This is a genomic window from Spirillospora sp. CA-294931 (genome assembly GCF_050946795.1).
GTDB lineage: Bacteria > Actinomycetota > Actinomycetes > Streptosporangiales > Streptosporangiaceae > Spirillospora.
In genome coordinates, this window is sequence record NZ_CP192006.1 from 940037 (window position 1) to 962964 (window position 22928).

Below are 22928 nucleotides of genomic sequence, written 5' to 3' on the forward strand. Positions count from 1 at the left end.
GATCACCACTTGGAGTGGTAGTAGGCACCGCGGTAGGCCATCCTGATCGGCCCGGCGCTGGTGGTCACCTTGTGGTAGTTCTGGCTGTAGTTGTTCGAGCGGTAGTACGTCCAGCCCTCGCCGGTGCCCGTCTGGTAGTAGTCGGGGTGGCCGACCCGCTCGCTCTTGGGGTAGAGGATCCTGTGCTTGGCGTAGACGTTCTTTGACGTGCCGCTCTCGGCCGAGGTCACGCCGTCGAGGTAGGAGCCGACCAGGGTCCAGTTGGTCCCGCCGTCACCCTCGTGGTAGCGCTTGGCCTTGGTGCTGAAGTGGTTGAGGCCCTTGATGAAGTCGCTGCCGGGACGAAGCTGCTTGCACTGGGTCGCGTTGCAGGCATGGCCCCACTTGCTGCCGTCGTGCGGGGTGCCCAGCGTGACGACGTCCTCGACATAGAGCTTGCCGGGGCGGAGATGGCTCTGAATGATCGCGTTCCGGATGATCAGGCTGCCGGTGGAGTGGGCGACCACGTCGACCTTCTTGCCCTTGTCGGTGAAATTCGTCCGGATGTACTTGTTCAGAGCCGCGCCCACATTGCCCAGGTCGGACATCGTGCTGCCCTTGTACTTGCTGGTGCAGTGGGTGTTGTTCTTGTAGTAACCCCAGGTGATGAGGTTCTTCTTGGCCCAACCCTGGCTGCGGAAGAAGTCGATCGACTTCTTCCACATGCCGTAGCAGTCGGCCTTCTGCCCGATCTGGAACCCGTGGATGAAGATGACCGTCCGGTTCTTGCTGTCCGCGCCCTTGGCGGCCAGGGCCTCGAGCCCCGTTCGCGGAGCCGCGGCCGACGTCGCGGGCCGGGGCGAGACCGGCGCGGCCTCGGCGGGGATCGAGACGGCCGAGAGCGGCAGCGTGGCCGCCAGCGCCAGCAGCCCGGCTCGGGATTTCCCGTTCATGGTGCCTCCGTTCACACGAGGGACGTTGGACGCGGGGGTCCGCGGTGGGCCCCCGTCCACCGCGGATACGACGAAGGTAAAGAGGGTGCGGTAACCGATGGCTGACCGATCGGTTACCGGTCTGCCCGGGGCGGTCCTCAGGTGGGACGAGCCGCCGCCAGCGCGGGCGCGGACGCCCCGTCGAGGACATCGATGAGACGCTGGGCGCGCTGCGCCGCCGGGACGTCGTCAAGCTCCCGGAGCAGCGCGCACGCCTCGTGCCACGCGGCGCGGGCACCGCCGGTGTTCCCCGATCGGGCGTGGGCGTGGCCAAGGGAGACCAGGGCTTCGGCCCGGAAGGTGTGCCAGCCCTGCTCCCGCCACTGATCGACCGCTTCGTCCAGGCAGGCGATGGCCTGGTCCATCTGTCCCTCGCGCAGGTGCAGTTCACCCTTGAGCGTCAGCGAGTCGGCGAGGTGATGCGGCAGGCACAGCGTCCGGCCGAGGAACAGCGATCGCTCCGCCAGCGCCATGGCGCCGGGATCTTCACCCTTGGCCAGCAGCTTGCCCAAATAGAGAACCGAGAAGGTCTCCAGGTACCGGTCCTGGAGTTCCTGGGCGATGCCGAGGGAGCGGCTCAGCAGCTCACGTCCCTGATCCGGGGAGCCCGCCCGGTCGTACGCCGCGCCCAGGAACTGCAGCGCGGTCGCGTGGAAGCGGGGATTGCCGATCTCCTCGGCCAGCCGCAGTGCCCGATGCAGGCAGACGATGGCCTTGTCGATCTCCGCCTCCCCGTGGGCGATCGCCAAGACGTGCTGGGCCCGCGCCTGCCCGCCGAGGTACTCCGCCCGGGTGGCCAGCGCGAGCGCCTGTTCGGCGGCGGCGAGCGCCCCGGTCGCGTCCCCCTGCGCGATACGGCCCCAGGCCTCCAGCAGGAGCGCGTCGGCGACCCCCGCCGGTTCCCCGAGCTCGGCGAACATCCGCTGGACCTCCAGGGCCCGCTCCCGGACGGCCGTCATGGTCAGGCCGGGCCGGTCGGAGGACGTCCAGGTCGTGACCTCCACCCACCCGCGCAGCAGCACGGCCTCGCCGCGCCGGTTGGACGCCGCCCGGCACACCTCGATCGCGCGCTCGTGCATGGCGCGCCATTCGCCGGTAAGCGAACGCACATCGAGGTAGCGCTCCATGGAGGCCGCCAGATCCCAGGCGAGCTCGTCCAGATTCAGGGCACACGACTGCGACACCGCGGCGAACAGGGCCGTCCGCTCGGCGTCGAGCCATCCCATCGGGTCGTCCAGGAGCTCCGCGCGGGCGGCGGGCGGGAGCCGCCGGCGTTCGGCCGTCCCGTGCATGAGCGCGTAGACAGGGCCGGGCACCCGCTCGGCCGCTTCCTCAAGCAGCCCCAGCCACGCCCCCAGAGCGCGTTCCACGGCCGCCAGCCGTTCGTGCGCGGAATCCTCGGCCTGGCCGCGTTCCCAGGCGTAGAGCCGGACGAGGTCGTGCATCCGGTAGCGCAGGGCCGCGCGCTCGCCGGCGCGGACGACGGTGAGGAGATGCGCGTCGATCAAGGTCTCGATCTGCCGGTCGGCGTGGGCGGCCGGAACGTCCAGCAGGGCGGCGACGACCCACGCCGGGAAGTCCGGCGCCTCCAGCAGGCCCAGGTGCCGCAGGGCCTGGCGCGCGTCCGCCGGCAGGCGCGCGTAGGTCAGCTCGAAGCCGACGCGCACGGCCAGGTCCCCGGCCCGCAACTCGTCGAGACGGCCGCGCCGATCCGCCAGCAGCTCCACCAGATGGGCCAGGCTCCAGCCCGGACGGCCGCGAAGCCTGGCCCCGGCGATCCTGAGCGCGAGCGGGATGTAGTCGCACAGCCGCAGGATCTCCCCAGCGGCCCTGGGCTCGGCCGCGACACGGGCCGCGCCGACGATGCGACCGAGCAGCTCATGCGCCTGCTCGGTGCCGAGGACGTCGAGCGGGACGGGGGCGGCGCCCTCCAGCCCGGTCAGCGGGGCACGGCTGGTCACCACGACCGCCGAACCCGGATCACCGGGGATCAGGGGCCTGATCTGCTCCTCGGTGGCGGCGTTGTCGAGCACGATCAGCAGGCGGTGGCCCGCCAGGCACGACCGGTACATGGCCGCCCGCTCCTCAAGCGGTTCGGGGATCGCCGCACCGCTCACCCCCAGCGCCCGCAGGAAGCCGCTGAGGACGTCGGCGGGGTCGGCCGGAGAGTCCGAGGCACCCTTCAGGTTCGCGTACAGCTGCCCGCCGCTGAACGAGCCGGCGAACCGGTGCGCCGCGTGGACGGCCAGCGCGGTCTTGCCGATGCCGCCCAGCCCGGTGATGACGACGACCCGCACGGCCGGCGCCCGGTCCGAGACGGCGTCGCGGCCAAGGGCGGCGGCGACCAGGCCGGTCTCGGTCTCCCTTCCGGTGAAGTCGGGGATGTCCGCCGGTAGCTGCGCTGGTGCCGGCGGAGCCTCGGGGATCGATTCCTCTTTCTCTTCCTCGCCCGGTGACCGTGCGTCCCCCATGGACGCGCTCTGACCGGACAGGACCGTGAGATGGACGCGCTTGACGAGCGCGCTTGGCTCGACCCCCAGCTCCTCGACCAGGCGTTCACGCAGCTCCCGGTAGCCGTCCAGGGCCGCCGCCTGCTGGCCGTCGGCCGCCAGCAGCCGGATCAGCCGGGCATGGACCGGCTCGTCGAAGGGGTGCTCCACGGCGAGATCACGCACGGCGGGGATCGCCATCGCCGGGTCGCCCGAGCTCAGGGCGGTCTCGGCGAGGGACAGCACGGCCTTGCGTATGTCGGCCTCGACCGAGCGGATGAGCGTGTCGGTGCGGTCCAGCCGAGTCAGGCCCTCCAGCACCTGCCCGCGCCTGAGGTCCAGGGCCCGCAGCAGGCGACGACCGCGCCCGGCGGGGTCGGAGACGGTCGAGGCCTCGTCCACCAGGCCGCGGAAGCGGCCCAGGTCGATCAGCTCGGGAGCCACCGTCAGGAGGTAGGCCCCGGCGTGATACTCGATCGCGACTCCGTCGCCGGGCCCCGCGAGCGCGCCCAGCCAGTTCCGCAGGCGCGAGATGCCCACGTGCACCGACTTGCGGCTCGTCCGCTCCGCCCGGTCGGCCCAGACCAGGCCGGTCAGCTGCTCGACGTCCACCGCGTTTCCCGCACCGAGCAGGAGCGCTCCCAGCAGACCGCGCAGCACCGTCGAGCGCGGCACCGGCGCCGGCGTCCCGGCGCGCTCGACGTAGAGGTTCCCCAGAACACCGAAACGCAGGTCGACGGTCATCGCGCGACCCCATCCGGCTGTGCGCGGACGGGCACCGTCCTGGCCGCCAAGCCCTGGGCCGTCCCCCGGGCGCGGTCCGACGGGACGCGCACGGCGAGCAGTGACGCGAGCCCCAGAACGTAGAACACGGTCAAGGACACCAGCGCGGCGCGATGGCTGCCGGTCCACCGCAGGGTCAGCGCGAAGTACTCGGCCTCCCGCCGCGGCGGGACAAGCCGGGTGAACAGCGATCTGGACAGCGCCTGCGTCCCGCCCATGATCAGGCCGATGACGGCCGTGAGCAGCATGAATTGGGCGACGGAGCCGGGCTGGACCAGCAGGGCCGCGCCGACCGCCGCCGTCCAGATCACCGGCGAACCCAGCACCGTGTCGCGCGTGCCGTGGCGGCGCGCCGCCATTCCCGCCAGCAGCACGCCGCCGAAGGCCACGAACGGCGCCATCAGCGGCGCGGCGCCCACCAGGTAGCGCTCACCGACGACCGCGAACAGTCCCATCGTCGCCGGCGAGCCGAGCCAGGCGAAGCCCGCCAGAAGCTCCCACATGCGTCCGGTGTGGCCCGCCACGGCACCGACCATGGGCAGGACGGGGATCTGCGCCAGAGCCGAGACGGTGATCGTGAACGGGAACATCGCCACCGCGCGCACCTCAAGCCCGAACAGATGGACGAACCTGTCCGCGTCCGCCGCCTTGGCGACGCTGTAGGCGTACCACCCTCGTCGCTCCGTCCACACGCGGTCCACCTCCCGGCCGAGACGAGCCACGAGACACGGTCGTTGGAACCGGTCGACCCCGCCCAGACACTGTCCGCTCCGCCGTTAGATGACCAAAGCGCGCGTTCGGTTCGTCTGGGGATCGGCCAGGAGGGCAGGCGGAGCCTTAGCGGGTGTCGGCCGCCAAGCGGACGGCCAGGCCGGCGAAAATGGTTCCGGAGAGACGGTGCAGCCATTTCTGGAAGGCGGGGCGGCGGCGGGCGAAGTCGCCCAGGTTGCCCGCCAGGAGGCCCGCGGTCGCGTCCACGCAGAGGCCCACGGCGATGAACAGGACGCCCAGGATGAAGAACTGGGCGGTGGTGTGCCCCTGGGACGGGTTGATGAACTGAGGGAAGAAGGCCAGGTAGAAGGCGATGACCTTGGGGTTGGCCAGGTTCGTCAGCAGGGCTCGGGTGAAAATACGGCGGGGCGAATAGGCGCGTTCGAGCTGCTGCGGCTCAAGGAGTTCGGGGGCGCCGGCGGCTCTGAACGAGCTGATGGCCAGCCAGACGAGATAGATCGCGCCCAGGATCCGGATCACGTTGAAGGCCGTGGGAAACGCCTGGAGCAGGGCTCCGAGGCCGAAGGCGGCGGCCGTGGTGTGGACGGCCAGGCCCGCCGCCATTCCCAGCGCCGCCAGGACGCCGGCGCGGCGGCCCGAGGCCAGGCCGGTGGCGGCGATGAACAGCAGGTCGGGGCCCGGGACCAGGGCCATGACCAGCGCGGCCAGGCAGAAGGCCGCGGCGACACCCGGATCGATCAACATGGGAGCACGGTAACTCGTTTTCCCTGATTCGTGGGACTTTGTTGTGGTCTCGGGTGGTTGAGCGGATCTGAAGTGGTCTGGGGGGCCAACTCGGCATATGCTGCGGCGCGATGATTCCGTCCCCCAGGGCCCTCCGGGCGTTCGTGGCCGCGCACTGGTTGTTCCTGGTGCTGCTGGCGGCCGGTGCCGCGCTGCGCGTGGTGACCATGCTCGGGTACCGGTGGGTGATGTGGTTCCCGGACTCCTTCGAGTACCTGAAGGGGGCGCTGCATCCGCAGCCCTCGCCGGCTCGGCCGGCGGGGTACTCCTTCGTGCTGTGGATGCTGGGGCCGTTCAAGAGCGTCGAGCTGGTGATCGTTCTTCAGCATCTGCTGGGGCTGGGGATCGCGGTCGCTATCTATGTCCTGCTGAACAAGCGGTTCGGGGTTCCCTGGTGGGGAGCGTCGCTGGCCTCGGCGCCCGCGCTGCTGGACGCCTACACGATCCAGCTCGAGCACATGCTGATGTCGGACACGCTGTTCATCGCGCTGCTCATGGGGGCGGTGACGCTCGTCCTGTGGAAGAAGGTCCCGGGGCCGGGCGCGGCGGCGGGGGCCGGGCTGCTCCTGGCCATGGCCACGCTCACGCGGTCGGTGGGGTTGCCGCTGGTGATCCTGCTCCTGGGGTACCTGGTGGTGCGGCGGGCCGGATGGCGGGCCGTGGGAGTGGCGCTGGTGGCGGCGGCCGTCCCGCTGGCCCTGTACGCGGCATGGTTCCAGTCGTTCCATGACAAGTACGCGCTGACCAACAGCAGCGGGATCTTCCTCTACGCGCGGGCCATGACGTTCGCCGACTGCGACGAGTTCGAGCCGACGATCCAGCAGCTGCCGATGTGCCCGATCCTGCCGCCGGAGAAGCGTCCGGCGAACCACTACTACGTGTGGAACAGCGAAGCGGTGCTGCGCAGCAGCCCCGACCTGCCGCCGTGGTTCTCCAAGGAGCAGGAGAAGGTCGCCGGGGACTTCGGCAAGCGCGCCATCATGGGGCAGCCCAAGGCCTACTTCCAGGCCGTCTGGGACGAGCTGAGCCTCAACTGGGAGTGGGAGCGGCCGGTCTTCCCGGACAAGAACACCTACGACTACTACGAGTTCGGCAAGCGGGAGGAACCGCTTCCGAACTTCACGCCGATCAAGGTGACGCAGTACGACCCGGGCCGGGCCCAGACCCGGATCGTCGAGCCCTATGCGGGGTTCATGCGGGACTACCAAGATCACATCTATCTGCGCGGACGGCTCCTGACGGGGATTCTGGCCGTCGGCCTCGTGGCGGTGGTGATGTCGTGGCGGCGCTGGGGCGGGCCCGCCCTGCTGCCGTTCAGCGCGGCGCTGGCGATGACCGTCCTGCCGCCGATGACCGTGATGTTCGACTACCGTTACCAGCCGCCGGTGATACCTCTGGCTTGCCTCGCGGCTGCCCTCGCCTTCCCCTTGTCCACCAGACGCGCGGAAAAGGATGGCCGGATACGGCCAAAGGAGCCCGCCCGGGTGCCCGATCTTTCCCGCAGGTGAGCCAGGTGACCGAATTGGCGGCGTAAGTCGGCGATCGGGCTCCGTGTTCGGTTGAACGTGCCGCGTCACTCGTCCAACCTCTTTACTCTGTGCGGAGTAGCAATCCCACCTAACCCCCAGACGTTCTCTGGCTTCCCGCAACTCCCAGGGGTCTCTCGAACGTGACGGACATGGTCAGCGGGTCTGCGATGGCGCGGTTGATGCAAGCCGACCGCGTCTATGTCGGCTGGCGTTACGAGCAAGTGCATCCGGACCCCGGGCCCCCGCCCGGGCCGCCGGAGGCTCCCGAGACGGCTCCGATCCCCCCGGCGCGGCGCGCGCCCGGCGAGGAGATGGCGAGCCGTCCGCTGCGCATCGCCGTGTTCGGCACCGGCGTCGGCATGGGCCTGTTCATCCTGTGCGGCGTGGCAGGGGTGCTGCCCTGGGCGTTCGCGGCGGTCGCGCTGCTGGCCTGCGCGGTCATCCTGGGCATCACCGGCTCGGCCCTGTGGCGCGACGAGCGGGCCGTCCGGGCGCGCATCGCCGAGGAGCGCGCGCGGGACGAGCGCGAGCGCGCCGCCCGCCGCCGCGAGCGGGACGCGGCCGAGAAGGCCCACCAGACCGCGAGCCGCGAATGGGAGCGCCGCAGCCTCGCCTACGAGAACCAGCGCGAGTGGTACCCGGTGGCCGTCCCACCCGGGGTCGACCGGGTGGACGTCGTGGGCGGCACGCTCGCGGGCTGGTCCGCCGCCGTGACGACCATGGGCGCGGCGCGGCTGGCGGTCGGCTCCCGGGTGACGGTGATCGACCTGTCCGAGGGCGCGGTCGCGCACGATTTGCTCCGGGTGGCGGCGGCACGCGGCGACGACCCGCTGGTGTGGGTCCTGCCCGCCGACCTGGCCCGGCTCGACGCCACCCGCGGCCTCGGCCCCGAGGCCCTGGCCGACGTCCTGTCCCTGGTCGTGAGCGCGGGCGAGGAGGAGGGCGGCACGCGCGACCTGTCGTTCGACAACTCCATCCTCGAACGGGTCATCGAGATCCTCGGCGCGGACGTCGGCATCCCGCAGATCACCGCGGCGCTGCGCGTCCTGGCCCAGGTCGGCGACCCGCGCGACGACCTGCGCCGCGGGCTGCTGACCGACGACCAGCTCGAACGGATCGCCACGCTGTTCGGGCGCGACGCCACCGACCGGATCGTCGTCCGCCGGGCCTGGGCCCTGGAGGCGCAGCTGCGCAAGCTGGAGAAGGTCGCCGCCGAGCAGGTCAGGCTGCCGCCGTCGCGCCTGCACGTGGTCTCGATGGACCGGCGCGCGGGCGTCCTCACCAACCGGATCCTCGGGACGTACGTAGCCACCGCCCTCACCCACCGCATCCGCGAGGCGCCGCCGTCCGACCGCTGGGACCACACGCTGTTCCTGTGCGGTGCCGAGAAGCTGCGCGGCGATGTCCTCGACCGCCTCATCGACGCCTGCGAGGCCACCGGCACCGGCCTGGTGCTCATGTACCGCTCGATCCCGCAGCACGTGCGCGAGCGCCTGGGACGCCGCGGCCACGCGGCCGTGGGCTTCATGCGGCTGGGCAACCCCGAGGACGCCCGGATCGCCGCCGAGCACATCGGCACCGACCAGCCCCTGCTGGTCGCCGAGATCACCGACTCGGCGGGGGAGACGCTGCTGGAGCGGGCCGGTGAGGGCTACGCGAGCACGGTCGCGTTCGCGCGGGCGCGCGGCGACGAGCTCACCGACCCGGCCTGGTCGCCGCTGCCCGCACCCGCGGCCGACGACGCCGCGCTGGTCGAGGGCATCAGCTCGGCCACCGCGTGGGGGCGCAGCGTGGCCGCGACCACGGCCAAGCAGCGCGCCCGCGAGCTGCTGATCGAGCCGCCCCAGCTCCAGGAGCTCCCGCCCACCGCGATGATCTTCACCCATGCGGGCGCCGCCGGACGCCGCGTCCTGCTCGTCGACGCCAACCCCGGCATCATCACGCTCCCCACGACGCACTCGATGGAGTTCGAGGAGTACCTGCGCGAGCAGGAACGGGAGGCCGACCAGGAGCGGGAGACCCCCGCCCCCGATGACGAACCCGTCCCCGCGCCCACCCCGAGCGACCCGCCGGACCGTCCCGCCCGCGCCCGCCACGCGCTCCCCCGAGCCGCCCGCCCCTCCCGCATCGTCCCGCCCAGAAAGGCCAACGGCCGCCACGCGGCTCCTCCGTCTTAATCCCGGCCCACCTGCGCTCGCCTAGCGGCTCGCTCCGGTGACCGTGATTATGCGATTGCTGCATCGCTTCGCGATCTAACCGGGGGAAGCTCGCCTTCGGCTTCGCTTCCCCCGGTTAGTTAACGCAATCGCGCGCGGGGTTGCGGTCCTAGCCGGTGAGGCGGACGAGGGTGGTGAGGAGTTCTGAGACGGCTACCTCGGGCACGTCGGCGAAGGTGCCGGTCTCTGGGCCGTAGCGGCCCTTGCGCAGGGTGACGCGTTCGATCTCCTGGATGGGGGCGTCCTCTGGGGTGAGCACCCGTATGCCGGGCTCCAGGTAGAGGACGACGTGGCGGTCCTCGGCGAGCGTTAGGGAGATCTGGCGGCGGTAGCCTCCGGTCTCCTTCTCGCCGAACTCCCAGCCCTGGCGTTCGAGGCCGAAGAGAGGGCCGTTGGGGACGCTCGCGCCCTCGAAGCGCTTCAGGCGGGTCCCGGCGCGCTCCTCGTCGGTCAGGGCGTGGACGGGACGGCCGAGCTGCGCGAACGGCTGGAGGATCTCGTAGTCGGCGAACAGCTCCGACCAGGCCGCCAGCTCCTCGCCCAGGTGCAGCGGGTGCGGCACGCGGATGTCGCTGGTCGGGCGCAGGACGTTGTCGTGGACGTCGGCGAGCGTGTGGTCTTCGGCCACGCGGAAGGCGGTGGGGCCGGACGTCCAGACCAGGCGGCGGGCGATGTGGCGCAGGAGGGGATGGTCGAGGAAGAGGGTGCGGAACTCCCCCGGGGTCCACTCGCGGCCGGTGAGCATCGCTCGTTCCAGACGCTGGATCTGGCCGGACGCGACCTCCCTGGCCTCCTTCTTCAGGGCGGTGAACCGCTGGTAGGCGGCCGGGGCCAGGTCCTGGTCGTCCTTGGCGCCCGGCTTGGGCAGGGTTTTGCGGACCTTGCCGTCGGCGTCCCGGACGAACGGCTTGAGCTGCTCGTCGAAGCCGACCCGGAACGAGCGGCGCCCGTAGTCGAGCGTGAGGCCGCCGTCGGCGTCCAGCCCGAGGTCGGGGACGAGCCGGTCGGCGAGCTGCTCGGGGCCGAACCCGCGCTCCTTGGCGATCCGGTCGAGGTGGGCCTGGGCGGCGGGCCGGATCCACTTGGCGTCGGCGGCCTTGCGCGCGAGGCGGTCGAGATGGCGCAGGGCCGCCTCCGAGCCGTGGGCGGCCACGAGGTCCACCGCGGGCCAGCTCTTGAAGTACCAGACCGTCGACCGGGGCCAGCGCGCGATGCGCGCGGCCAGCCGGGCGAACGTTTCGTCGTCGCCCAGGCGTCCCAGCGCGTACTCGACGCCCGGCGAGGCCCAGGTCGCGCAGCGTTCCTCGGCGGCGTAGAGCGCCCAGGCGAACGCGGCGAGCGAGCCGGGGTCGAGGTCGGGGACGACCCGCTCGACGCCGGCGTACGGCTCCTCGGGCGAGGAGATCATCAGCATCGTGACGAAATTGCGGGTCGCGTCCGCCGGGAGGGTGAGCCGGCCGCCGCGCAGCAGGATTCGCGGGAGGCGCTCGGGGGCGAGTTGCTCGGGGATCTCGGGGAGCGGGTCGGGGTACAGGTCGAGGGGGTCGGTGCGGAACGCCTCCATGGCGCGGACGGCCTCGTCGCCGTAGTGCCGGGCGCTCTCGACGAGCACCTCGGGCCCGTGCTCGCGGGCGATCAGCAGCAGGGCCTGCTCGGCCAGCTCGCGCTTGGGGCCGGGCTTGCGCAGGGCCTCGGGGATGACGAACGGCGCGGCGGCCCGGCCGTGCCACGCGAACCACGTCCGCGCGGCCTCCTCGGACTTCCAGGTCCCCAGCCCCTTGATCATGAGCTGGGCCACGGCGCCGTCCACGAAGGGGCTGAGCGCCGCCACCGCCGACTGCTCCTTCTTGGCCAGGTGCAGGACCATCGGGTACGCGGCCGCGCCCCGCCTGGCCACGATGCTCCGGACGTCGCTCGCGAACGGCCAGCCGTCGAAGTCTCCCCAGTAGCGCTCGTCGGCCAGCAGTTCCCGTGCCAGGTCGTCGGGGCCCCGCGTCAGCAGGGCGAAGGCCCGTCCCCTGCGCGTCGGGCCCTTGGGCTCCTTCAGGGCCGCGCCGCTGCGCAGGGTCTCCGCCGCTCCCGCCCAGCCGTCCTCCCCGGGGAGGAACTCGTATTTGGAACCGTCCTCCTCGGCGAGCCACTTCTCGCGGAGTCCCGGTGGCCATGACTCGGCCGTGGGGGACTTGGGCGGCTTGAGGCCCTTGAGGACGACCGGTTCCCGGCTTCGGGGGCCCCGGGTCCAGGGTGGCGCGGCCAGCAGCGGTGGCAGGTCGCTCTCGGCTGCTTCGGGGGGCGTGTCTGCCATGGCTCCAGATCCTTGCGGGCGCGGGTGATCAACGGTACGACCCCCGATCGGCCCGATCGGTTCCTGGGCTTCGCGATCCGGTGTCCAAGAACGGTTCGGGCGGGTAAGGATGTCGGGGTGACGACGCCCCCCAGCATGCCCGGCCCGGTTCTGCCCGGGCCCTGGTACCGGATCCAGGCGATCCCCTCGCCCGAGCGGCACGCGTCGGCGGAGTGGGACTTCGTGAGCGTCCTGCCCGCCGCGCTGTCGGCCGCCCGCAGGCGCAGGCCGTTCGTCGTGGGGTGGCTGTCACCCGGGGGCGGTGCCCCGCTGGAGCTGATCACCAACGCGGGCCCGGTCAACCCCGGCTCGGAGGGGCTGCTGTTCCCCAGCGGCGGCCGCGGCGTGCCGATCGGCGACCGCTGGCTCGCGCACGCCGAGAAGATGGTCTGGACGCGCTGCCCGGGACGACTGGCGCCGCAGGTCGGCCGGGGCGAGCAGACCAGCCTGTTCGAGTCCACGCTGGTGACGCTGATGGAGCGGCCCTTCGGCTGGTTCGTGGTCGCCGACCCGTGCGACGAGCGGCTGATCGAGGTCGAGATGCGCGAGCTGCACCACGAGCTGCGGATGCTGCGGCGCGGCGAGGACGAGCAGGCCCGGCTCGCGGTGGCGCGGGCCGACCAGCGGCTGGCCGAGCTGGACGCCTTCCGCGAGGCGGGCCTGTGGAACGTGCGGGTGCTGGCCGGTGCGGTCAACCAGGCCGAGCTGGGCCAGATCGCGCCCGTCCTGGTGGGCTCCATGGAGCTCGGGCACCACCCCTACCGGCTGAGGTCGGGGCAGGGGAGCGGGACGTTCAGCGAGATGCTGCGCCCCGGGACGGCCCCGGCGGCGCTGCGTCCGGCGGTGGAGTCCGAGCAGCGCTTCCCGTTCACCGCCACGGCCGGGGCGCTGGCCGCCCTGGCCGGGCTGCCCCGGCGCGAGGTCCCCGGGCTGCGGGTGCTGGACGCCGGGTACTTCGACGTCACCTCCGAGACCGAGGAGCCGGGCCCCAGGGACGAGCCGAGCATCGAGCTCGGCGCCATCCTGGACGGCCAGGACCGCCAGGTCGGACGGCTGACCGTGCCCCGCTCGACCATCAACCGGCACGTGTTCGTGACGGGCGCGACCGGGTCGGGCAAGTCGCAGACCGTCCGGCACCTGCTGGAACAGCTGACCCGGGCGGGCATCCCGTGGCTGGCGATCGAGCCCGCCAAGTCGGAGTACGCGGCGATGGCCGGGCGGATCGAGGACCTGGGCGGGCCGGTCACGGTCGTCAACCCGTCCGACCCGGCCTCGGTGCCGCTGTCGGTGAACCCGCTGGCGCCCGAACCCGGGTACCCCGTCCAGGCGCACATCGACATGGTGCGGGCGCTGTTCCAGGCGGCCTTCGACGCCGAGGAGCCGTTCCCGCAGATCATGGCGCAGGCGCTGCAACGGGTCTACGAGGGCAACGGGTGGGACGTGGTCACCGGTGCGGGCGTGCCGGGCTCGCTGATCGAACCGGCCGTCCCGACGCTGGAGCAGCTGCAGAACGCGGCGCTCCAGGTCATCGGGGACGTCGGTTACGGGCGCGAGCTGATGGCCGACGTGCAGGGGTTCGTGGACGTCCGGCTCCGCTCGCTGCGGATCGGCTCGGCCGGACGGTTCTTCGAGGGCGGCCACCCGGCCGACATCGGCGGGATGCTGCGCGACAACATCGTGCTGGCCATCGAGGACGTCGCCAACGACGAGGACAAGGCGTTCCTGATGGGCACGCTCATCATCCGGATCGTGGAGCACCTGCGGATGCGCGCCCGCGCCACCGAGGGCGGCGCCCGGGGCGGCCTCCGCCACGTCATCGTGATCGAGGAGGCGCACCGGCTGCTGCGCAACCGGCCCGAGCGCACCAGCTCGCACGCCGTCGAGCTGTTCGCCGGGATGCTCGCCGAGATCCGCGCGTACGGCGAGGGCATCATCGTGGCCGAGCAGATCCCGACCAAGCTGGTGCCCGACGTCATCAAGAACACCGCGCTGAAGGTCGTGCACCGGCTGCCCGCCCACGACGACCGGTTCCAGGTCGGCTCGGCGATGAACCTCGACCAGGACCAGTCGCGCGAGGTGGTGTCCCTGCGCCCGGGCGTCGCGGCCGTCTTCGCCGACGGGATGGACCGTCCGCTGCGGGTGCGCATCCCGCTGGGCGAGGGGCGCGAGCGCGTCCTGCCGGGCCCGCCCCCGCCCGTGGACGGGCGCCGGTCGGCCGCGTGCGGGTGCGAGTGCCGCTCCGGCCGGGCGTGCTCGCTGTACGAGCTGCGCGAGGCCGACCTGCTCGCGGGCCATCCCGACTGGGCCTGGCTGCGGCTGTGGGCCGACACGCTGGTGCTCGCGCACGTGGTGAACCGGCCGCTGCCCGTCGTCCCGTCCGAGCTGGGACGCGGCTGGTCGCGGCTCTCGCCGCGGCTGCGCGAGTGCACGCTGGCGACCGTGCTGGAACGGGCGGTGTCGCGGCGGTCCTGGGCGCTGCGGCACGCCTACCAGCCGGCCGAGCTGACGGCGGCGGTGGCGGACGTCGCGCAGAAGCTCCTGGGCGGCTCCCACGAGCTCAGCGGCACCCATCCCGGGCCCGGCTGGGTCATCCCGCAGGTGCGCTGGCTGCACGAGATGGACCGGCTGTTCCCGTATGACGGCGGCCCGCCCGACAAGCACGCGCCCGCGCCGCCGCTCGACTACCAGCTTCCCGGGCTCAAGCAGCCGCCCGACCCCAAGCTCGGCCACCGCCTGCGGGCCCTGCGGCGGCATCCGCTCTCGATGGAGCTGGAGCGCAACCGGCCCATCGCCCTGGCGGCCCTGGCCGGGGACGACGACCACGCGGGCTTCTTCAAGGACCTGTCGGTGGTGGCGATCGGGGTGGCCGAGGAGGCGCAGATCGCGGACGTGGCCGAGACGATGCGCGTCGCGTCGTGGCTCGAACCGGTGCTGGCCTGGCCCGAGCAGTTCGTCACGCCGTTCGAGGACCCGACCCAGGGGCTGCCCTTCCTCGAAGGCTGAGGGCCGGGACGCCTCGGTTCCGTTACGATCGGGTGCTCTCCTACCGAGAGCGTGGCGGCGCGGGTAATTTTTCACGACGACGGTCGTTCGCCCGCCCCCGACCCTCCGAGGTGTCCTGGCAATGATCACTGAGGCGGCGAGCCGGGCCGCTGCTCCGTTCTTCCACCACGCGGCCAAGGGCGCCGCGTCGTCGGGGCAGCCCCTGCAGAACGCCACGCGTCATCTGGCGGCGGGCGTCTACCTCGACAAGCGCCTGTGCGACCGGGTCCTGGCCGAGTACATCGAGGACGAGCACCGGGCCGTCGTCCCCTCGTTCGGCTTCGACCTGGAGCCGGTGATCCTGCACGCGCTGCGCGCGCGGCGGCTGCGCCTGGTGCGCGACGTCACGCTGGCGCTGGTGTGGGTCGCCGCCTGGATCCTGCTGCCGCTGGTCACCACGGGCCTCCTCGTGCTGGGGATCAACCTGGCGGTGCTGTACCTGGTCCCCTGGTCGCGGCTGCGCTGGAGGTGGCGGCTGCTGGTCGCCTGGCTGATCCTCTTCGTGGTGATGCCGGTGGTCGCGTTCGTCGTCACGGCGTTCTCCCAGCTGTCGGACGGCGACTCCGAATCCAGCTCGTTCGAGCAGTCGTCCGATCCCGGGCTGCTGGACTCGCTGGACACCGAGCGGTCCGGCCTCATGGCGCTGCTGGTCATCGCGTGCTTCACCCTCGTGGTCATCGGCCATCTGGCGGTGGTCTTCCGGATCCTGGCGCGCGAGCTGGGGCCCGGGGCGTCCGGGCCGTCGCCGCGCACCTACAGCGCCCGCGTCCACGGGCTGCTGGAGCGCATCTCGTCCGCCCAGCGCGGCAACGTCACGCTCTACTCGGGCGACAACCCCTTCATCGGGGCGGGCGACGCCAAGGCGCCGTGGGCCAAGGCGTGGTCGATCGTGCTCGAGCTCGACCGGCCCGCGTCCGGCGGGCTGCTGACCAAGGAGAACGGCGAGGACGTCCGCGCCGACCCGGTGGTGATGCACCAGCGCATCCGCGCCCGGCTCCAGGAGATGCGCGACGAATGGCCGCCGGGCGAGACCGAGCGCGACCCGATGCGCTGGCTGCCGCCGCACGAGCGGATCGCGGGCCTGGTCACCGACGTCCACATCGTCGGGCGGGGCGAGTGCATGCAGCGCGACCGCGCGCTCGACGCGTTCAGCGGCCGGACGTTCCGGGGCCACCCGCTGATCGACCCGCGCGGCGGCGTGCCGTACTCGGTCGCCACCCGGGAGGCCATCGACGCGATCATGCGGCATCCGCAGGGCGGCGTCCGCTGCTACCAGCGCGTCATGGTCGGCGCCCAGGGCCAGGCGATCATGGGGCGCGACGACCGGCCCCTGGCCCCCGCCGAAGACCAGGACATCGCGCTGTCGGCGTTCGTCTACCTCGCCGTCGAGGGGCACATGCTCTACGGGCAGTTCGTGGCGACCGTGCTGCCGCCCATCCGCCGCGAGTTCCGGATGGTCGACGTGCTGCCGTCGTGGGGCGTCCCGACGCTGCTCGGCAGGTCGCTCCAGGTCGGCTGGCGCCGCGTGCTGAGCGCGAGCATGCTGGCCTGGCCCCGGCTCGCGGCGACCGGCTGGCAGATGGGACGCGGCGCGCTCGCGGCGGCCTCGGGCGGCGACCCGTCACGCGAGCTGGTCCACGACTACGGCGCCCGCATCAGCGTCCGCGAGCTGGCCGCCGACCGCGACTTCCACACCTTCCTCCAGGAGCTCGACGCCGAGAAGTACACGCGGCTCATCGAGCGCCGCGTGAACGAGGCGCTGCTCGACTACCTGGAGGACGAGTGCCGCATCGACGTCTCGGCCTACCGGGCCCAGGCGAGCACGATCCTCAACACCGGCGTGATCATGACGGGCGGCGAGGTCAGCGGGCAGATCGCCGTCGGCGGCCAGGGCACCCGCGTCCAGCAGACCCAGTCGGGCATCGACCCCTGAACCCTCAAGGAGCGGCAATGGACACCAGCGGCGACCGGGGCGTCAACATCGGCGGCAGCGCCAGCGTCTCGGGGCAGATCTCGACCGGCGACGACTCCGTCCAGATCCAGGGCCGGGCCGAGGCCCCGTCCGCCCGGCCCACGGAGGTCGAACAGGCCCTCGCCCGAGTGGCGGCCCTGCTCGACGAGCACGCCGCCGACCTCACCGAGCCCGAACGTGCCCGCCGCGACCTCGCCGACGTCCAGGAAGAGGCCGCCCAGGACGACCCCGACCCCGAACGCATGGAAGGCGCCCTGGGCCGCCTGGCCCGCCGCGTCGCCCCGGTCGTCGTCCTCACCGAAGCCGTCCAGCAGCTCACCGGCCTCCTGGGCCTGGGCGCCTGAGCGCCGCGTCCTAGCCGGCCCGGCCCCGCGCGGTGCGTTCACCCACCGGTGATCGTGGAGCGATGCGGCGCCTAGATGTTGGACTCGTTGCGGGTGGGGAGGCCGGTCTCGGCGGCGATGTCGCGCCAGATGCCGAGGAACTCGGACTTGGCCTGGCTGGCCTGGCCGTTGATGTCCTCGACCGAGGACGGGGCCGGGCAGCCGGGCGACTCGGCGACATAGCGCTTGTTGGCCTCAAGCGAGGCTTCGAGGGCGCGGACGAGCGCGCTCTTGAGCTCCTCGCCCCGGTCGAGGGCGCCGACCTCCAGGGCCTTGGCCTTGCTGAGCTGCGACTGGCGGGCGTCGCGGATGCCCTCCATGTCGGACGTCCCGCAGTCGGCCTCGACGGCGGTGCCCAGCGCCGAGCGGGTCGTGGCCATCTCCGACAGCAGCCCGTCGACGGCGGTGGCCTGCCGCTTCTGGTCGGGGGACTCGCTCGCGCTCGTCTCCTCCACCGGCTCGCTCTGCGCGGCGGACGGGTCGCTGGCGGCCGAGCTCTGGGGAGCGGCGGCCTTCTCGCCGTCCTTCCCGTCGCCGTCGGGCCAGAAGATGATGCCGAGCGCGACGGCGCCCAGCAGCACGACGCCGCCGACGATCAGCAACAGCGGCAGCGGGCTCTTGCGGCGCGGGGGCGGCGGCCGCCAGATCTCCGGCTCCTCTTCCCAGGGGGCCTGGGAGAGCGGGATCGAGGTCTCGCCGGGCGGCGGCGACTTCCAGTGGGCCGGGTCGGACCGCGGCGGCTCGGGCACCGTGCTGTCGCCCCAAGGCCGGGTGCTGCCCTCCCAGGGAGGAGGCGCCGGGGTGGTGGCCTCGTCGCCGCCGCTCAGCGGTGCGTTGCACCGCGTGCAGCGAGGCAACGCCGGGGTCGTGTCGCTACCGCAGTTCGGGCATCGCATGCCAACCCCCTCACCGCGAGCGCCTCGTCCCCCTGGACGCTCACTGGTTCCCGTCCGATTCCATGGTGATGCTTCGTGTGCGCTCGATCACAAAGATAGCCCGCCCCCGCCGGTCGCGGGGACGGATCGTCCTGTGCCGGACGCGCTTACCAGCCGTTCCAGACGCGCTGCGGCTGACCGGTCTTCTTGGCGACCGGGTTCCAGACCACCGTGAACTTGCGCTTGGCCAGCGTCGCCCTGCGTTCGGCGACGGCCCGTCCCGGCGCCTGCGCGGCGTCCGGACGGGGCTTGCCCTTGCACTTGACCTGGTTGCGCTTGGCCCAGACCAGCAGCGACCTGTCGACCTGGAGCGAGGCGGTGAACGCCTGCCGCAGGTAGGCGCGCATCGGCTCGCCGTGCGGGAGCTTGTCGAGCTTGAGGTTCGCGGTGCGGCGCAGCTGGTTCTGGCGGCGCTGGCCCACGCCCTGGAAGCCGCGGATCGCGGCGGGCAGGCCGGGGCAGGCCCGGGCCGCGCCGAGCGCCCCGATCAGCTCCCTGCGGGTCTCGGCGCTGGCGTTCAGCAGCTTGTTGACCTCGATGGCCTGCTGCTGGGCCGGCGGCGGGATCGTCTCGCGCTTGGCCACCGGTGTGTTGTTCGCGCTGGGGCTCGTGCTCGGGCCGGTCTTGGCCGACTTGTCGTCGCCGTCGGGCCACACCACGAAGCCCACCGCGCCCACGGCCACGGTGACCAGGGCAGCGGCGGCGGCGATGAGCGGCTTGCTCGTCTTGCTGCCGCCGCCCTGCGGGGGCGGGGGCGGCGGGTAGGCGGAGTACCCGGCGTCCATCGGCGGGCCGCCGGGGCCCATCGGGGGGCCTCCCGGGCCCATGCCGTGCCCGCCCGGGGGCATGCCGGGATCGCCCGGGACGGCCGAGCCCGCCAGACCCAACGGGGGAAGGCCCGGCTGCTCCATGGGCATCGGCTGCTGGACGTGCGTCGCGCCCGCGTCCATGTAGGTGGCGTTCGGGTCGAAGCCCCCGAGCTGGGCGGCGGACTGGTCGAGCTGGGTCGCCGACGGGTCCGGCTGCGGCAGGGACTGGTCGAGCTGGGTGGACGACGGGTCCAGCCGCGGCAGCGACTGGTCCATCTGGGTCGCGGACGGGTCGAGCTGCGGCGAGATGGGGCCGAACGGGCCGTCCATGTAGGTCGAGTCGCCCGCGTCGGGCTGCTGGACGCCCCATCCCTCGATGAAGGTGGCGGGCGCGGGCGGCACCTGGCCGGACGGCGGGTCCTGCGGCAGGTCGACGCTCCAGCCCTCGACCGACGTGCGCGGCGCGGGCTCGATCTCGGGCTCGGCGGCGCGCGGCTTGGCGTACCAGGAGTCCGGCACGATCGGCTCGGGCGCGGCCTCGGGTTCGGCGCCGAACGCCGCCGGGGCCTGCTGCTCACCCCATGTCGGCGGCTGCTCGTCGCGCGGCTGGGCCGCGCTGTCGAAGTCGAACCTCAGGGGCTCGATACGCGTCCCGTCCATCGGATCCGGGGCAGAGCCCGCGGTGGCCAGGTCATCGGGGTGGGCGTCGAAACTCCAGGCCTCGACCTGGGTCTGGGGAGCCGGGGGGATCGCCCCCGCCTCCGGCGCCGGTCCCTCGGGTTCCCCGAAGCCCAGGTCGATCGGCGCGTCGCACTGAGAACACCTGCCTAGCGTCCCGGGCGTGTTCGCACCGCACGTCGGACACTGCATCGCTCAGACCTCACCTTGTAGCCGGATTCCCCACGTTCAGGCGCGCGCCTCGTGGTGCGGGCCGCACCTCCCCACGAAACAACAGGGACCCCGACAAACTACTCCGTGACATCGCTCTCAGACGCGCCGACGGGAATCTGCGACCTCTTTCGTCGCCTTCTGCCGGTCCAGATCGCCGGGATTCGCACCGAATCACGACTGAATGACCCCGGTCAAGGAACGGGCAGGCGGTTTACAGGGGTTTGTGTGATGCTAACCACAATTAGCCGGTTATGAGCGCTATGTAGTTGTCTCCTGGCTCCGGGCGAACGCGCCAAGGCGGGGCGAGTTACGGCTAGGCTCGGAGCGGTTTCGAGGCGTCCAGACGCACAACCAGAGAAGACGGAGTCCATGAGCGATCTTCCGCTGCGTTCGCAGCTGGCCGTCGCGCTCGGTCGTACGGCCGCGAAAATGTCCCGTATGGCGGGACGCGGTGACGGTTCGGTCATCGGTGGAAAGGTCGGCCTGAAGCTCGACCCGGAGCTGCTGACCCGGCTCGCCCGCGACCGCAAGCTCGTCCTCGTCAGCGCCACCAACGGCAAGACGACCACGACCCGCCTGATCACCTCGGCGATGACGCCGCTGGGCGAGGTCGCCACCAACGCGTTCGGCGCGAACATGCCGACCGGCCACGTGTCCGCGCTGGCCTCGGCGCCCACCGCCCGCTACGGCGTGCTGGAGTGCGACGAGAAGTACGTCCCGATGGTGCTGGCCGAGACCGGCGCGAACATCGTCGCGCTGATGAACCTCAGCCGCGACCAGATGGACCGCGCGGCCGAGATCTGGCTGCTGGCGGGCAAGTGGCGGCGCGCCCTGGAGGCGGCGCCGCAGAGCCACGTCATCGCCAACTGCGACGACCCGCTGGTCACCTGGGGCGCGTCCACCGCCAAGAGCGTCACCTGGGTCGCCGCCGGACAGCACTGGCGCGAAGACTCCTGGTGCTGCCCCGAATGCGGTGGCCCGCTCGACCGCCAGGACACCGACGAGAACAGCGACTGGCGCTGCCGCGAGTGCCACTTCGCGCGGCCGCGTCCCGACTGGACGCTGTCGGGCGATCTGATCACCGCCCCGGACGGCCGCACGTTCCCCGTCAACCAGCTCCAGCTTCCCGGGCGGGCCAACCGGTCCAACGCGCTCATCGCGATGGCCGTGGTCGCGCAGTTCGGCGTCCCGCCCGAGCAGGCGCTGCCGCTGCTGGGCGAGGTCAAGTCGGTCGCGGGCCGCTACACCACGGTCGAGCACGAGGGCCACCAAATCCGCCTGCTGCTGTCGAAGAACCCGGCGGGCTGGCTGGAGGCGTTCGACGTCCTGCGGCCCGCGCCGGGCCCGGTCGCCCTGTCGATCAACGCGCAGGGGCCCGACGGGCGCGACACGTCCTGGCTCTGGGACGTCGACTACCGCATCCTGCGCGGCCGCCCCGTGTGGGTGACCGGCGAGCGCCGCGTCGACATGGCCGCCCGCCTGGAGGCCGCCGAGGTGAGCTTCACCGTGGTGGACGACTTCGCGCAGGCCGTCGCGGCGGTGCCGCCCGGTCATCTCGACGTGATCGCCAACTACACCGCCTTCCAGGACATCCGAACGAGGTACGGCCGTGTCGTCTGACCGCATCAAGATCGTCTGGATCTACCCCGACCTGCTCAGCACCTACGGCGACCAGGGCAACACCATCGTCCTGGAGCGCCGGGCGGCGCTGCGCGGCATCCAGACCGAGACCATCAACGTCCGGTCCGACCAGGCCGTGCCGCAGGACGGCGACATCTACCTGCTCGGCGGCGGCGAGGACCGCCCGCAGATCCTGGCCGCCCACCGGCTGCGCCGCGACGGCGGTCTGCCCGCCGCAGCCCGCCGGGGCGCGGTCGTGTTCGGCGTCTGCGCGGGCTACCAGCTGCTCGGCCACGAGTTCGGCGGCGAGGAGGGCCAGCCCGTCCAGGGCCTGGGCCTGCTCGACATCCACAGCAACCGGGGCGAGCAGCGGGCCGTCGGCGAGATCGTCGGCGACGTCTCCTCCGAGCTCCAGGTGCCGCGGATCACCGGTTTCGAGAACCACCAGGGCGTCACGCATCTGGGCCAGACCGTCAAGCCGTTCGCCCAGGTCGTCGCGGGCATCGGCAACGGCAACGGGTTCGAGGGCGCCTACAGCGGACGCGTCCTGGGCACCTACATGCACGGCCCGGCCCTGGTCCGGAACCCCGGCCTGGCCGACCTCCTGCTCCGCTGGGCCGCGGGCCGCGACCTGCGGCCCATCGACGACTCGTGGGCGGGCCGCCTGCGCGAGGAGCGTCTCAACGCGGTCGTCCCCGCCACCTGATCCACCGTGCGAACGATAAAGGCCGGGTCGGTGGCCCGGCCTTTGTCGTTCGCGGATCAGTAGACGAGAGCCTGGGCGCCCTCGGTGGTGATCTCCTCCACGAACGTGGGGGCCCCGGCGATGCGGATGCCGGGGATGACGTCGTCGGGCCCGATGTCGCGGCGGGCCGCGCACTGCGTGCAGAGCGTCACCCGCCCCCCGGACATCACCACGGCCAGCAGGTCGTCGAGCGGGGTGGCGTGCGGAAGTTCGAACTCCGCGGCCCGTCCCGGCAGCGCGTACCAGCTCGACTCGCCGGTGAGCCACAGCGAGACCGGCACCCCGCTGGCCACGGCGGCGGCCGCGACGTTGAACGCCTGGTTGCACCGCTCGGCCCCGTCGGACGCCCCGGCCGTCGCCTTGATCACTAGAGAGCTCGCCATGACCGGCAGCGTAGCCGCCGTCGCACACCGCGAGCACTAGGCTGGCGGCCGTGGGTGGCATGGTGAACGCTGGAGTCCTGGTCCTGGCCCTCGGAGCGGTCGCGGTGCTGGCCGTCCTGCTGGTGGTGCGGCTGTCGCGCCTGAAGTAGGGCGTGGGAGCGCTCATGGCCGCCCGGACGCGTCGCGCACCGGCCCCAGCCCCGCGCGCGATTGCGTTAATGAGCGGGAAGCGAGCCGAAGGCGAAGCTTCCCGGCGAGATCGCGAAGCGATGCAGCAATCGCAAAATCGTGGTCACCGGAG

General features: G+C 72.3%; 15 protein-coding genes. 7 read left to right on the forward strand and 8 right to left on the reverse strand.

The window, feature by feature from the left end:
- Positions 1-2 precede the first annotated feature (2 nt).
- The 4 genes from ACQPY4_RS04545 to ACQPY4_RS04560 form a co-directional block, all read right to left on the reverse strand.
- Positions 3-932: an esterase/lipase family protein gene (locus ACQPY4_RS04545; RefSeq protein WP_433332718.1), complete on the reverse strand. Its 930-nt coding sequence runs from the start codon at positions 930-932 to the stop codon at positions 3-5.
- 137 nt (positions 933-1069) lie between these two features.
- Positions 1070-4204, reverse strand: coding sequence for an AfsR/SARP family transcriptional regulator (locus tag ACQPY4_RS04550; protein WP_433332720.1), 3135 nt, complete (start codon positions 4202-4204; stop codon positions 1070-1072).
- A complete protein-coding gene (locus ACQPY4_RS04555; RefSeq protein WP_433332722.1) occupies positions 4201-4935 on the reverse strand; it encodes an MFS transporter in 735 nt (244 codons plus the stop codon). Before ACQPY4_RS04555 ends, ACQPY4_RS04550 begins: the two co-directional genes overlap by 4 nt.
- A gap of 145 nt (positions 4936-5080) precedes the next feature.
- Positions 5081-5719, reverse strand: a complete 639-nt coding sequence (locus ACQPY4_RS04560) for a LysE family translocator (RefSeq protein ID WP_433332724.1) — start codon at positions 5717-5719, stop codon at positions 5081-5083.
- A gap of 110 nt (positions 5720-5829) precedes the next feature.
- Between ACQPY4_RS04560 and ACQPY4_RS04565 the strand changes: the two genes are divergently transcribed.
- Together ACQPY4_RS04565 and ACQPY4_RS04570 are read left to right on the forward strand one after the other, a co-directional pair.
- Positions 5830-7266, forward strand: coding sequence for a hypothetical protein (locus tag ACQPY4_RS04565; protein ID WP_433332726.1), 1437 nt, complete (start codon positions 5830-5832; stop codon positions 7264-7266).
- Positions 7267-7436: 170 nt separating this feature from the next.
- Positions 7437-9464 (forward strand): hypothetical protein, encoded by a 2028-nt coding sequence (locus tag ACQPY4_RS04570; RefSeq protein ID WP_433332728.1) that lies wholly within the window; start codon positions 7437-7439, stop codon positions 9462-9464.
- A 148-nt stretch (positions 9465-9612) separates the two neighbouring features.
- On the opposite strand, the gene ACQPY4_RS04575 is transcribed toward ACQPY4_RS04570, so the two are convergent.
- On the reverse strand, positions 9613-11808 hold the full coding sequence (locus tag ACQPY4_RS04575) for a DUF4132 domain-containing protein (RefSeq protein WP_433332730.1): 2196 nt from the start codon (positions 11806-11808) through the stop codon (positions 9613-9615).
- A gap of 117 nt (positions 11809-11925) precedes the next feature.
- Here ACQPY4_RS04575 and ACQPY4_RS04580 point away from each other — a divergent pair, with 117 nt between their 5' ends.
- The 3 genes from ACQPY4_RS04580 to ACQPY4_RS04590 all read left to right on the forward strand — a co-directional run bounded on the left by ACQPY4_RS04580 (position 11926) and on the right by ACQPY4_RS04590 (position 17205).
- Positions 11926-14850 carry an ATP-binding protein gene (locus ACQPY4_RS04580; protein WP_433332732.1) on the forward strand — a complete coding sequence of 975 codons (2925 nt, stop codon included), beginning with the start codon at positions 11926-11928 and terminating at the stop codon, positions 14848-14850.
- Between the two features lie 121 nt (positions 14851-14971).
- Positions 14972-16822, forward strand: a complete 1851-nt coding sequence (locus ACQPY4_RS04585; RefSeq protein ID WP_433332734.1) for a hypothetical protein — start codon at positions 14972-14974, stop codon at positions 16820-16822.
- 17 nt (positions 16823-16839) lie between these two features.
- Positions 16840-17205 carry a DUF5955 family protein gene (locus ACQPY4_RS04590; protein WP_433332736.1) on the forward strand — a complete coding sequence of 122 codons (366 nt, stop codon included), beginning with the start codon at positions 16840-16842 and terminating at the stop codon, positions 17203-17205.
- A 71-nt stretch (positions 17206-17276) separates the two neighbouring features.
- Here the strand turns inward: ACQPY4_RS04590 and ACQPY4_RS04595 are convergent, their stop codons facing one another.
- Together ACQPY4_RS04595 and ACQPY4_RS04600 are read right to left on the reverse strand one after the other, a co-directional pair.
- The gene (locus ACQPY4_RS04595; RefSeq protein WP_433332738.1) at positions 17277-18140 is read right to left on the reverse strand and encodes a hypothetical protein; all 864 of its coding nucleotides are present in this window, start codon (positions 18138-18140) and stop codon (positions 17277-17279) included.
- Between the two features lie 146 nt (positions 18141-18286).
- Positions 18287-19648, reverse strand: a complete 1362-nt coding sequence (locus tag ACQPY4_RS04600) for a hypothetical protein (RefSeq protein ID WP_433332740.1) — start codon at positions 19646-19648, stop codon at positions 18287-18289.
- A gap of 600 nt (positions 19649-20248) precedes the next feature.
- Between ACQPY4_RS04600 and ACQPY4_RS04605 the strand changes: the two genes are divergently transcribed.
- Entirely contained in the window at positions 20249-21499 is a 1251-nt protein-coding gene (locus tag ACQPY4_RS04605; RefSeq protein ID WP_433332742.1) for a MurT ligase domain-containing protein, read from the forward strand.
- A complete protein-coding gene (locus tag ACQPY4_RS04610) occupies positions 21489-22205 on the forward strand; it encodes a type 1 glutamine amidotransferase (RefSeq protein ID WP_433332744.1) in 717 nt (238 codons plus the stop codon). Before ACQPY4_RS04605 ends, ACQPY4_RS04610 begins: the two co-directional genes overlap by 11 nt.
- 56 nt (positions 22206-22261) lie before the next feature.
- Here the strand turns inward: ACQPY4_RS04610 and ACQPY4_RS04615 are convergent, their stop codons facing one another.
- Positions 22262-22627: a DsrE family protein gene (locus tag ACQPY4_RS04615; protein WP_433332746.1), complete on the reverse strand. Its 366-nt coding sequence runs from the start codon at positions 22625-22627 to the stop codon at positions 22262-22264.
- Between the last annotated feature and the right edge of the window lie 301 nt (positions 22628-22928).